10 protein-coding genes are annotated in these 12,334 nt (G+C 68.7%); 6 read left to right on the forward strand and 4 right to left on the reverse strand.

Annotated features, from left to right (window positions below; translation table 11 throughout):
• Window positions 1-614, forward strand: a 614-nt coding sequence (locus JWQ81_RS24085) for an HNH endonuclease signature motif containing protein (RefSeq protein WP_297544788.1), incomplete at its 5' end; no start/stop codon positions are given.
• A gap of 316 nt (window positions 615-930) precedes the next feature.
• Here the strand turns inward: JWQ81_RS24085 and JWQ81_RS24090 are convergent.
• Entirely contained in the window at window positions 931-1,494 is a 564-nt protein-coding gene (locus JWQ81_RS24090) for a TetR/AcrR family transcriptional regulator (RefSeq protein ID WP_297544789.1), read from the reverse strand.
• Window positions 1,495-1,666: 172 nt separating this feature from the next.
• Between JWQ81_RS24090 and JWQ81_RS24095 the strand changes: the two genes are divergently transcribed.
• The 3 genes from JWQ81_RS24095 to JWQ81_RS24105 are packed head-to-tail and all read left to right on the forward strand — an operon-like array spanning window position 1,667 to window position 5,233.
• Window positions 1,667-2,128: a (2Fe-2S)-binding protein gene (locus tag JWQ81_RS24095; RefSeq protein WP_297544790.1), complete on the forward strand. Its 462-nt coding sequence runs from the start codon at window positions 1,667-1,669 to the stop codon at window positions 2,126-2,128.
• Window positions 2,115-3,068 (forward strand): xanthine dehydrogenase family protein subunit M, encoded by a 954-nt coding sequence (locus JWQ81_RS24100; protein WP_297544791.1) that lies wholly within the window; start codon window positions 2,115-2,117, stop codon window positions 3,066-3,068. The genes JWQ81_RS24095 and JWQ81_RS24100 overlap by 14 nt, the downstream gene beginning before the upstream one ends.
• On the forward strand, window positions 3,065-5,233 hold the full coding sequence (locus JWQ81_RS24105; protein ID WP_297544792.1) for a xanthine dehydrogenase family protein molybdopterin-binding subunit: 2,169 nt from the start codon (window positions 3,065-3,067) through the stop codon (window positions 5,231-5,233). Before JWQ81_RS24100 ends, JWQ81_RS24105 begins: the two co-directional genes overlap by 4 nt.
• A 9-nt stretch (window positions 5,234-5,242) precedes the next feature.
• On the opposite strand, the gene JWQ81_RS24110 is transcribed toward JWQ81_RS24105, so the two are convergent.
• From JWQ81_RS24110 to JWQ81_RS24120, 3 genes are all read right to left on the reverse strand, one after another.
• A complete protein-coding gene (locus JWQ81_RS24110) occupies window positions 5,243-6,367 on the reverse strand; it encodes a glycoside hydrolase family 88 protein (RefSeq protein ID WP_297544793.1) in 1,125 nt (374 codons plus the stop codon).
• A gap of 231 nt (window positions 6,368-6,598) precedes the next feature.
• On the reverse strand, window positions 6,599-7,021 hold the full coding sequence (locus JWQ81_RS24115; RefSeq protein WP_297544794.1) for a hypothetical protein: 423 nt from the start codon (window positions 7,019-7,021) through the stop codon (window positions 6,599-6,601).
• A gap of 128 nt (window positions 7,022-7,149) precedes the next feature.
• Window positions 7,150-9,906 (reverse strand): AAA family ATPase, encoded by a 2,757-nt coding sequence (locus tag JWQ81_RS24120; RefSeq protein ID WP_297544795.1) that lies wholly within the window; start codon window positions 9,904-9,906, stop codon window positions 7,150-7,152.
• 148 nt (window positions 9,907-10,054) lie between these two features.
• On the opposite strand from JWQ81_RS24120, the gene JWQ81_RS24125 reads away from it, so the two are divergent.
• Entirely contained in the window at window positions 10,055-10,795 is a 741-nt protein-coding gene (locus JWQ81_RS24125) for an SDR family oxidoreductase (protein ID WP_297544797.1), read from the forward strand.
• Between the two features lie 26 nt (window positions 10,796-10,821).
• The gene (locus JWQ81_RS24130; protein ID WP_297544799.1) at window positions 10,822-11,820 is read left to right on the forward strand and encodes a sigma-70 family RNA polymerase sigma factor; all 999 of its coding nucleotides are present in this window, start codon (window positions 10,822-10,824) and stop codon (window positions 11,818-11,820) included.
• The last annotated feature ends 514 nt before the right edge of the window (window positions 11,821-12,334 follow it).

Raw genomic sequence — 12,334 nt, forward strand, 5'->3', positions numbered from 1 at the left:
CCCTCGACCCGTTGGCGAAGCCGCACTCGACGAAAGAGGAAGGCCGCGACACCCGCAGCCAATGGGAACGCCACGCCGACGCCCTCGTCGATCTGATCCGCCTCGCGATGACGGTGGACGAGATCCCGACCCATGGTGGTGACCGTGTCCATGTGGCGATCACCGTGGACTACGAAACGCTGAAGTCCGGGATCGGGACCGCGATGCTCGACTATGGCGGCGCCATCAGCGCCGCGGAAGCCCGCATGTTGGCGTGTGATTGCAAGCTCATTCCCGCTGTTCTCGGCATGGATAGTGAGCCGATGGACTTGGGTCGGTCCAAGCGATTCATCACTCCCGGGCAACGCTGCCGTCTCGTCATGCGAGACCGCGGCTGCGCCTTCCCCGGTTGTAATAAACACGCGAAACACACTGAGGGTCACCATATTGTTTTTTGGGCGGATGGTGGCCAAACTAATTTTGAAAATCTCACCCTACTGTGCTGGCGTCACCATAGGTTGGTTCATTGTGGTGGTTGGGAAGTGCGGATGGGTGGTGACGGGAGACCGGACTTCATCCCGCCCGCTTATCTCGATCCGCTTCGAAGACCCAGGCGAAATACCATGCACGTGTAACAGAATACCGACCCCATGCCAGGGCTCGTGAGTGCCGCGACCGGATCATCCGGCCGCGACACTCACGAGCCCTGACTGCGTTCCCGGCTTTCGCAACTCGCCGTCGAGTTGCTAACGCCGACAGCGGTACTGAATCGGGCACAGCGAGCTTCAGTGGTCACATCGGCACCAGTGGCACCGATGGCACCGCAGCGGTACGGACGCGGCGCTCGGATCCGTGCCGCGCCCTTCGCTGCCCCTGTCTTTGCTTCAGTAGACCGGCGTCCAAAGCTCGAAGCCGCCAAGATCGCAAGTCGCCGTCGAGTTGCGGTGGGCGCTAGGTCCGCATGCCTCGCCAGAGTAGGTCGGTGAGGCGTTCGGTTTGGCTTTGCCAGTCTTCGCTGGGGCTGAGGTACAGCAGGCCGCCCAGCGCCCGCAACACGATCAGCGGGTCCAGATCGGCGCGGACCGAGCCGGCTTGGACGTTGGCTTCCAGCAGGGTGGAAATCGCGCTCCGCATGGCTTCCGACGCGCTGGCGAACAGTTCCTTCGGTGAGGTCGGGGCGGTGCGGAGAGCATTGGCCAGACCACGCTTGGTCATCATGTACCGCGCCAGGTGGCCGGTCCACACGCGGAAAGCCTGTTCCGGGGTGTGCTCCTCGAGCAGGCTCGGCACGACGTCGACGAGGTGCTGTACTTCGCGCCGGTAGACGGCCAGGACGAGCGCGTCCGGGGTGGGGAAGTGCCGGTAGACTGTTCCGACGCCGACTTCCGCGGTTCTGGCTATGGTGTTGAACGAGACCTCACCGGTGGTGGTCAGGGACTCCAGTGCCGCGGCGAGGATACGCTCGTGGTTGCGGCGCGTGTCCGCGCGGCGGGGACTGACTGCTCCCGTCGTCATCGTCCCTCCCGGTGTTGTAGTGCGGGCGTGTTGTAGTGCAGGCGTGGGGTAGTGCGGGCGGCGGACCTGGAGTAGCTCCTGACCTGCCTGTCATTGCCAAGCCGACGGGGTTCGGCTATCGTCGGCTTAAGCGGATAGGTATCCGGTTCGGCCCTCTCGGGAAAGAAATCTGGTGGACATCTCCCTCGAAGTCAATGGTAAGACCGAACAGTTGAGTATTGATCCCGGTGTGACGCTGCTGGACGCGTTGCGGGAACGCCTCGACATTACCGGCCCCAAGAAGGGCTGCGACCGCGGTCAGTGCGGCGCCTGCACGGTGCACGTCGACGGCAGGCCGGTGCTGGCGTGCCTGACCTTGGCGGCGACTGTGCACCGTCCGGTCACCACGGTGGACGGACTGTCCACAGGCGACCAGCTGCACCCGGTCCAGCAGGCCTTTGTCGACCAGGACGCGCTCCAGTGCGGGTTCTGCACCTCCGGCCAGGTCATGTCGGCCGTCGCGGCGATCGAGCAGGGGGTCGAAGGCCCCCGGGAGGTCCGGGAGTTCATGTCGGGCAACATCTGCCGCTGCGCCGCGTACCCGAACATCATCGCGGCCGTCGAACAGGCAAGGCGGGTCGATGCGTCCCTTTGAACTGACTGCTCCCACCACCATCGAAGACGCTCTCTCCTCGACCGGCACCTTCCTCGCCGGCGGGACCACCCTTGTCGACCTCATGAAGCTCAATGTCCTGACGCCGCAGCATGTCCTGGACATCAACGCGCTGCCGCTGCGAGGCATCGACACCCACGACGGCCTGCGGATCGGCGCGCTGGAGCGGATGAGCGACCTCGCCCGGCACCCCGGGGTGTACCCGGTGATCTCCGAGGCCCTGCTGCTGAGCGCTTCCCAGCAGTTGCGCAACATGGCCAGCATCGGGGGCAACCTGCTGCAGCGCACCCGGTGCGGCTATTTCCGTGACATCGCCACGCCCTGCAACAAACGCGAACCTGGCAGCGGCTGCTCGGCCATCTCGGGGGCCAACCGCATGCACGCCGTCCTGGGTGCGAGCGACTCGTGCGTCGCGACGCACGCCAGTGACGTGGCGGTCGCCCTGGTCGCGCTGGACGCGGAGATCCGGCTGGTCAACGCCGAGGGATCCCGCACAGTCCGGCTGGCGGACTTCTACCGCCTGCCGGGTGCCACTCCCGACGTGGAGAACGACCTGCGGCCCGGTGAGCTGATCACCGAGGTCGTGGTTCCCCGGCTGGACTGGGCCCAGCGCTCCACCTACGTCAAGGTGCGGGACAGGCAGTCCTACGAGTTCGCGCTCTGTTCGGCCGCGGTCGCCCTGGACATCCAGGACTCGCACGTCGTCGACGCCCGGGTAGCCGTCGGCGGGGTGGCCACCAAGCCGTGGCGCCTGACCGGCGTCGAGGAAGCCCTGCGTGGCGCACCCGCGACCGCGGAAGGTTTCGAGGCCGCCGCGTCCGTGGCTGCCGACGAGGCCAAGCCGTTGTCCGACAACAGCTTCAAACTGTCCCTGCTCAAGCGGACCGTCGTCCGCGCACTGCTCGAGGGGAGTCGTCGATGACCAGCCGGGTGGACGGTCCACTGAAAGTCACCGGGCGGGCCAAGTACGGGGCGGACCACAACCTCCCCGGGATGGTCTACGGGTACGTCGTCCTCAGCACGATCGCCAACGGCGAGATCGAGGCCATGGACATGACGGGGGCCAAGAGCTCCCCCGGGGTGGTCGGCGTGTATTCGCCGTTCGACCCGCTGGAACTGAAGCCGGCGATGACCCCGATCTTCGGTGAGACCTGGGTTCCCTTGCAGAACAAGGAAGTCGCGTACTACGGCCAGCCGATCGGGCTCGTCGTGGCCGAGACGTACGAGCAGGCCAGGGACGCGGCGATGGTCGTCGAGGTCTCCTACCATCGGCGTCCGGCGGTGACCTCGCTGGAGGATGGCCTCGCCTCCGCCGAGGATGCGCCCGAGTCCCGTGGTACGCCCTCGTCGCTCTCCGTTCTCGCCCCCGATGTCGAGTCCATCGAGGACGCGCTGGAAGCCAGCCCGGTGGTGTTCGAAGCCACCTACCGCACCGCGACCCAGAACCACGCCGCGATGGAGCCGCATTCGGCAGTCGCCGTGTGGGACGCGGGCCAGGTGACGGTATACAGCGGCAACCAGGGCGCCAACATCCAGGCGATGGAGCTGGCCAGTGCGCTGGGCGTCGAAATGTCGTCGGTGCGAGCCATCAACCCGTTCGTCGGCGGAGCGTTCGGAGGCAAGGGCCGGACGTCGACCCCGGCGTTCCTGGCGGCCGCCGCGGCGCGGACCCTGGATAAGCCGGTCAAGATCGTGCTGAGCCGTGAGCAGGTCTTCACCGCGACCGCGGGCCGTGCCGCGACAGTGCAGAAGCTCACCCTCGGCGCAAAAGAGGACGGCTCGCTGACAGCGTTGCGCCACGACTCCTGGTGCAGCGTTCCGATCGACCGGTCCTTTGTGGAGCCGACCTCGCACGGCACGTCCAAGGAGTGGTACAGCACCCCGAATCTGTCCATCAGCCAGAAGATGGTGCCGCTGAACATCCCGCTGACCACGTTCATGCGGGCGCCGGGCGAGGCCCCCGGGTCGTTCGCGCTGGAGAGCGCGATGGACGAGCTGGCGCTCAAGCTGAACATGGACCCGATCGAGCTGCGCCTGCGGAACAACTCGACGGCGCCGCCCGGCAACGACCTGCAGTGGTCGAGCAAGCATGTCGACGAGTGTTACCGCATCGGCGCGTCCCGCTTCGGCTGGGCGGACCGCTTGCCCGGCGGTCGCACCGATGGCGACTGGCTGGTCGGGATGGGCATGGCCACCGCCATGTTCCCCGCCCTCCGCTTCCCTGCGTCGGTCGAAGTGACCCTGCGGGACGACGAGACGGCCGTGGTCGGGACAAGCGGTGCCGACCCGGGCACCGGTCTGCTGACCGTACTTTCCTTGGTGGGCGCGGAATCGCTGGACATCTCGCCGGATCGCATCACCCCGCTGCTCGGCGACTCGGCCCTGCCGCCGGGCGGTATGTCCGGCGGTTCGACCGCGACGGCGAGCGCGGGCTCGGCGGTCATGATCGCCGCGGCTCAGGTGCTCGACGAGCTGCTGGCCCTGGCTTCGGCGCCGGGCGCGCCGTTCGAGGGCATGGAGGTCACCTACGCGGAAGGCCGGGTGCACGGCGACGCTCTGGACATGACCTTCGGCGAGGTGCTCCGCGCGGCGAACCGTACGTCGCTCTCCGCGATCGGCTCGTCGGCGCCGGGGGAGGAGCTGACGAAGCACTCGTTCAGCTCGTTCGGCGCCCAGTTCTGCGAGGTGCGGGTGCACCGGCTGACCTGCGAAGCCCGGGTGTCGCGCATGCTCGGAGTCTTCGACGCCGGCCGGATCATCAACGCCAAGGCCGCACGCAGCCAGATGATCGGCGGCATGATCTGGGGTGTGTCCGCGGCTCTGCACGAAGGTATGGAGATCGAGGAGAACGGCAGGCTGGCCAACGGTGACTTGGCGGGCTACCTCCTGCCGGTGAACGCCGACATCTCCGAGGTCGACGTCCACTTCGTGCAGTACCCGGACACCTTGCACAACCCCGTCGGAGCCAAGGGTATCGGCGAGATCGGCATGGTGGGCATGGCGGCGGCGGTCGCCAACGCCATCCACAACGCCACCGGCGTGCGGATCCGGCACATCCCGATCACGATCGAGGATCTGCTGGAGTAGCTCGTTTGATCAAGCCCCGCAGAGCTTGGCCAGCTGGTTGCCGGCGAGCAGGAACCCGCCGACCCCGTAGGCGGCGGTGGAACCGGCGGTGACCGGCTGGCTCGAGCCGGGTTCGGAGCCGACACCCTGCACGTAACCGAGGGAACCGTTGGCCTGGACCGACGTGGTGGCCATCGCCTTCCAGGCTTTGGTCACCACCGGGGCGTAGGTCGCCGCGTCCAGGACCCCGTGGTTGATTCCCCAGCTGAGCCCGTAGGTGAAGAACGCGGTGCCGCTGGTCTCGGGGCCGGGGTACTGGGTGGCGTCGCCGAGGTTGACCGGCCAGAAGCCGCTGGGTTGCTGGGCGGTTTTCAGCGAGGCCGCCATCTGCTGCATGGTCTGCACATACTCCGCGCGGTGGGGATCGGTCGACGGCAGCACGTCGAGTACGCGGGCGAGCGCGGCCAGCGCCCAGCCGTTGCCGCGGGACCAGTAGATGTTCTTCCCGGTGTAGCCGCCGTCACGCCACCACAGGTGCTTGTTCGCATCCCACAGGCCCCGGGTCTGCTTGGTGTTGTGGAACAGCGCGTACATCTTGTCGAAGTAGGCGGTGTTGTTCTTGATGACGCCGAGTTTGGCGAAGTCGGGCATGGCCATGAACAGCGCGTCGACCCACCACCAGTCGTCGGTCGCGGGCCGGTTCACCATGGTCAGCACGCTCTGGTTGATTTGCGCGATATCGGTCGCCGGGTGGGCCGCATCGGCGTTGTAGAGCTCGATGTAGGTCTGTCCGGCAGCCTGGTCGTCGGCACCCGTGTCGGAGCCGCCTCCCGCCAGTGCGAATTTGGCGGTAGTGGCCCACTTCTGCGCGTAGGACGAGTACTGCTGGCTTCCCAACGTGGCCGCCGCCGCCAGGTCACCGGTGAAGTAGGCGCCGGTGATCCAGCTCCGGTCGGTGGGGTTGGCGTGGTGGGCGATCCAGTAGTCGTTGACCCGGGCCATCGTCGTGCCGATCCCCGTGGGACACGACGCGGGCGGGGCGGCGACGGTGACGGCAGGGGACTGGGCGTCAGCCGTGGTCACGGTACCTGCGGTGAGCGCACAGGCCAGGCCGAAGGCGAGGGCGGCGGAGGAGCGGAACGTCGTTGTTCGCATGGTGATCCCAGTCCCTGAAGTGTTCACATACCTGAATGGTGAACACGCCTGTGATTCCGGTAAGTCCAGGAACGATAAGGGCGACCGCGTCGACGGGTCAAGTGGTCTACACCAGTTGGCGCCCGGCGGCCGTGATGCGGCAATGCCTGGAACTTGAGGGTGGTCGGGGCGGTTCCTAGTTGAGTGCGCCTTACGCCGTGAAGGTGGCCTTCACAGCAGGTCACAACTCGCTTAAGCCTTGCCGAGCAAGCTGCGCACGTGCTGGATGATCTCGTCGTTGGCGTAGGCGTGCCCGGCGATGCCCCAGCCACCGGGGACGGCTTCGGTCAGCGACACCCAGGTGCGTTCCGCGAGTGACGGGTCGCCGGCGGCTTCGGCGACGAGCGCGGTGATGTCCTTGACCACGCCGAGTTGCTGGTCGCGGTCGAGGGCGCCCGCGTTGGTCGTCACCTGCACCCGGACGTGGTGGCTGCTGCCACCGGCGTCGGAGAACGCGTCGGCGGGCAGTTCGTGGATGAACGCGGCGGTGTTGTCGGTGAAGAAGGGGATCGGCGGGACCTTTTCCCAGCGCATGATCGTCTGGGCGAGTTCCTGGGTGAGCTTGTGTTTGTCGCTGATCGCGCCGGCCGGGGCGTATACGTCGATCATGGGCATGGCTGAGGGTCCTTCCAGAACGGGACTGTCCGGCATTCGGATGTCGAAGCAGAGCCCCAGTCTCTGCCGCACCCGGCGGCGCCGTCACTCGTCTGTCCAGATGAGATTTACCGCGTCCCGATCGCCGGTCAGGGTCTCGTCAGGTAGGCGTGCGCCAGTTGCACCCGTGAGTGGACGCCGAGTTTGGTGAACACGGCACGGAGGTGGGTGGCGACCGTGCTCGGCGAGACGAAGAGCTCGGTCGCGGCCGCCCGGTTGGAATGGCCCCCCGCGACGAGCTCGGCGACCCGGTTTTCGGCGGTGGTCAGGGCGCCCCAGCCGTCGGCCGGCTTCCGCGGTGCCGCGGATCGGCGTGGACGCGCACCCCTCGGACGCAGGACGTCTTGGACTCGGCGGGCCGCGCCGTGGGCGCCTGCCGCCTGGTACAGGTTTGCCGCTTCGGCCACAGCGGCTGCCGCGTCGGGGTGTCCCGCCAGTGCCAGCCCGTAGTCGGTCAGTGCCGCGGCCAACACCAGCGGACGTGGACTCGACCGCAGGGTTTCGACAGCCGTGGCTAGGGCGTCGACATTACCGCTGACCAGCCCGTCGAGGTGGAGGGCGACACCGACCGCCGTGGGCACCCCCGGGTTCTGCTCCGCGAGCCGGCGGCCACTTGCGGCGACGTCGTCGGCGAGTCCGATGGCGTCCGTGGCCAACGCGACCCGGACGACCTCCACCAGCCACGCGGGCTCCCACCGGCAGCGGTGCAACTGGGTCGGGACCTCGCTCAGCGCCGCCCGGGCCGTCTCGACCGCGCGGTCCGGATCGTCCTCGGCCACCGCCAGCCAGAAGCGGAGGACGTCGAGCAGCGCCGAGTGGGTGGGGTCGTCGCCGCCGGGCCGGGCTTCGAGCCGCACCAACTGGTCGCGCAGGACCGTGAGATCACCGCGCAGGTAGGCGATCCGGCCCAGCACCAGCCTGGCCTCGGTGTGGAAGGCGCATTCCTCGAGCTCTTCGCACAGCTGGAGGAAGGTCAGTGCGTGCGACTCCGCTTCGGCGAGTTCGCCGAGGTGATAACTCTGCCAGAGTTGCGCGAACCGCAGGGCGTACAGGTCGGCCGCGCCGCCTCGTTCCCGGATATCGGCCTGCGCGACCTCAATCATCCGGGCGCTCGAGCCGGGGCGGTCCAGCAGTAGCAGTGTGAGCATCTCGTTGACCGAGTACGGCCACCTGCTCAGCATCCGCATCTGCTCGTAGTGGTCCAACGCCGTGGCGAACTGTCCCTCGTTGCGCGCGACTTCCCCGAGCGCCCACCGTGCGGTCAGCTGGATGCCGGTGTCCGCCGAGCGCCGGCCCTCGGCGAGGGCCTCGTCGGCAAGTTTTCCGGCGCCGGCGGTGTCCTCTCTGGACAGTGCAAGCGCGAGCTGTGCGCTCAGGACGGCGCGTTGTAAGTCCGACAGTTCCGGTGCGGTGAGGAGGTATTCGGCCCGGCGGCGCAGTTCGCGCAGCAGGCCCATATTCCACAGTGGACGGGTGAGCCGGAGCTGAAGGCGGACCGTCGTGGTGATGGTGGAGCAGTGCGCGAGCAGCCGGTCCGCCACGGCCATGGTCGACTCCGCGTACTGGCCGCGGGACATGATCGCCATGGCGCGCTCGCCGACGGGCAGCCAGTCGTCGTCGGTCTCGCTGAGCAGCTCGAACGCCTTTGTGATCAGCTGGACGGCCATCACCGGCAGCGCCACGGCGAGTTCGTTCGCCGCCGCGCGCAGCACGGCCACCGCCTGGGCGTCGCCGGCTTCGGCACTGACCAGGACGTGCGGAGCGGCTTCGAGAAGTCGGTGGTCGCCGGTCTCCAGCAGCCGCTTGGCCGCCGCGCGGTGCAGTGCCTTGCGCACTGAAGGTGGCACGTCCTCGTAGACCGCCTGGCGGAGGAGGTCGTGCACGAACGCGATCTCGCGGCCGTCGTCGGTCAGGATGCCGCCGCGGATCAGCGGCTCCAGGTGGGACAGCGCCGCGAGCGTGCTGGACTCGCCGGTCAGCGCGACCGCGTCCTCGAGCGTGAACGAACGGCCCAGCACCGCGCCGATCCGCACGAACCCGAGTGCGGTCGGGGGCAGGGGCGCCAGCGCAGCTCGGACACCGTCGACCAACCCGGTGGGCAGGCCGCCGGGCGTCGCGGCGGTGTCCCGGGATTGGGTGGCGAGGCCGTCGAGCAGCTGGACCGCCAGGAACGGACTGCCGCCCGCGTCCGCCAGCAGGTCCCGGACCTCGCGGCCCGGCGTGCGGCCGAGGCGGTCCACCGCGAGTTCTTCGATGGCTTCGGTGGGCAGTGGGCCTAGCTCGAAGGTCTCGACCGGCAGATCCCGGGGCGCGGCCTCGACGAGCCGCGTGACCGCGTCCGCCGGGCCAGGCCGGGTCGCGAGCAGCCAGACCACGGGTGCGTGGGCGAGCCTGCCCGGCAGGACGCGCAGGGCGAACAGGCTCAGCTCGTCGGCCCACTGCAGGTCGTCGACGATGACGAGCACCGGGGTGCGGCGCGCCCGCTCGGCCACTGCGCCGGCCAGGCTGTCGACGAACCACACGTGCCGGTCGTAGAGCGGGGCCAGGTCGGTGAACGTCGTGCCGGACAGCAGCGGCGCCGGCCCGGAACGCAGCGCGACCAGCAGCGGCGCCATCGGCGCTACCTGGCCGTTGTCCTCGGCTTTCCCAGCGCCTACGGCGAAACCGGTCCGAGCCGCGTGCGCCGCGGCGGCGTCGAGCAGGGCGGACTTGCCGATCCCGGCGACTCCCGAAACTCCGACAACGGCACCGCGGGCGGTCTCCTTCGCGGTGTGCAGTACCGCGGCGATCCTGGCCAGTTCTTCGGTTCGGCCCCGCAGTGCGGTGGTGGGTGGGTGGTCGGCCACGCGTACTCCTGCCTCAGCTGGGTTGTGGCAGCCTAGCCTGGGCGCGCAGTGCTTTATGTGACGCACATCACTCTTTCGTGCCGACGGGTTTTCCGTTGTCGGCGGGTCTTGATGTGGACCGAACCCGAACCCACCCCCGGAGTGCCTGATGTCCGTTTCCTTCCAGACCGCCGTCGTCACCGGCGCCAGCCGCGGCTTCGGCCGTGCGATCGCCGCCGCCCTCGTCGCCGCCGGCACCAACGTCGTCGGTATCGCCCGAGGCGAGCAGGACCTGCGCGTCGTCCACGACGAACTCGGCGAGGGCTTCACCCCTGTCGCCGCCGACGCCACCGACGAAGCCCTCGCGCAGGACGTGATCCGCGAGCACCGTCCCAGCCTGCTCGTCCTCAACGCCGGTGTCGCGCCGCTGATGGCGCCCATCCACGAGCAGACCTGGGAAACCTTCAGCCGCAACTGGCACGTCGACACCCGGCACGCCTTCACCTGGACCCGGGCGGCGCTGCGGGAGCCGCTGGAACCGGGCAGCGTGGTCGTCATGATGTCGAGCGGGGCCGTCCTGGTCGGATCCCCGCTCAGCGGTGGTTACGCCAGCGCCAAGGCCGCTGTCCGGTACATGCGCGGGTACGCGGCCGACGAGTCGGTGCGGGCCGGGCTCGGCATCCGGTTCGTCACGCTGCTTCCGCAGTTGACTCCGGCCACGGGCCTCGGCACCGCCGGCGTCGCGGGTTACGCAGCACGCCAAGGCGTCGACCCGGATACGTTCGCCGAAGGCCTGCAGCCGATCCTCACCCCGGACCAGGTCGCCAAAGCCGTCATGGAGCTCGCCACCGATCCCGACAGCGCGGCGGAGTACCAGGTCAGCGGTGCCGGACTGCGCGCGCTCGGCTGAGCCGGCGCCTACCTGGGCCGACTAGCATGAAGGCCGTCGCACCACCGGGAGAAGCCACGATGCCGCCGGACGCCGAGTTCATCGCACTGGCCGAGCCGTTCCGGCCGGAACTGATCGCGCACTGCTACCGGATCCTCGGCTCGATCCACGACGCCGAGGACCTGGTGCAGGAGACCTATTTGCGGGCGTGGCGGGCATTCGGCGGGTTCGAGGGCCGCTCCTCGGTGCGGCGGTGGCTGTACAAGATCGCCACGATGGCCTGCCTGACGGCGTTGCAGACGCGGTCCCGGCGGCCGCTGCCTTCAGGGTTGGGCGCGCCTTCGGACGATCACCGGGTGGCCATGGCTTCCCACGAGTCGTCGGTGGCGTGGCTCCAGCCGGCGCCCGACGCGCTGTTCGGCGCCGACGACCCGGCGGCGATCGTGGCCGGGCGGACCGGGGTGCGGCTCGCGTTCATCGCCGCACTCCAGTTCCTGCCCGCCCGGCAGCGGGCGGTGCTGACCCTGCGCGACGTCCTCGCGTTCCGGACGGCCGAGGTGGCCGAGATACTGGACACGACCACCGCCGCCGTGGACAGCACGCTCCGCCGGGCGCGGGCTCACCTGTCCGAGGCCGGACCCGTCGAGGAAGACCTGGCCGAGCCGGACGAGGAAGCCCGGCGAACGCTCCTCGACAGCTACGTCGACGCGTTCACCCGCGCCGACCCCGACGCTCTGGTGAACCTGTTGCGCGCCGACGTCGAGCTGGAGATGCCGCCGAACCAGACCTGGTTCACCGGCCGGCAGGCCGTCGTCGGCTTCCTGGCCCGCCGGGTGCTTCGGGCCAAGGGCCAGTGGCGGATGGTGCCCACCCGCGCCAACGGCCAGCCGGCCGTCCTCGCCTACCAGCGCGCGGAGGATGGCCGGTACGAGCCGTACGCGGTCCAGGTGCTGACTCTGATCGGCGCCCGGATCGCCCGCATCACCTCGTTCAACGACCCGAGCCTGGTGCCGACTTTCGAGCTCGCGACCCGGACGCGCAACTGATCCCGCACGTGCCAATGCCTGGAACCGTGACCTGTCGTGAAGGCCACCTTCACGGCGTAAGGCCTGGATCCACCGACGGTGGAGATTGGTGATCTTGGTCGGATTCGTTGGTCTTGCTGCAGCAGGACTGTGGCAGTAGGGCGTTCGTAAGTCGGCGGTGAGTTGCGATTCGGGAAGCGCCGTCACCGTCGTGCATGCGCTCCCGTTTACTGAAGCAAGGACCGGGGCGACGACGGGCGCGCGGTACGGATCCGAGCGCCGCATCCGTGACGCGGTGGCTTCCGAGGCTCGCGGCGTCCGGTCCCGTGCGTATCGGCGTACCCGCCGTCCCCCGATTCAGTACCGCTGTAGGCGTTCGCAAGTCGACGGCGAGTTGCTGTTGTGCCGGGGAATGCAGTCAGGGCTCGTCAGTGTCGCGGCCGGGTGATCCGGTCGCGGCACTCACGAGCCCTGGTACGGGATATTCTGTTACAGGTGGCAGGTGTTGCGCCTGGGTCTTCGAAGCGGATCGAGA

This window comes from Amycolatopsis sp., from assembly GCF_025464955.1.
GTDB lineage: Bacteria > Actinomycetota > Actinomycetes > Mycobacteriales > Pseudonocardiaceae > Amycolatopsis.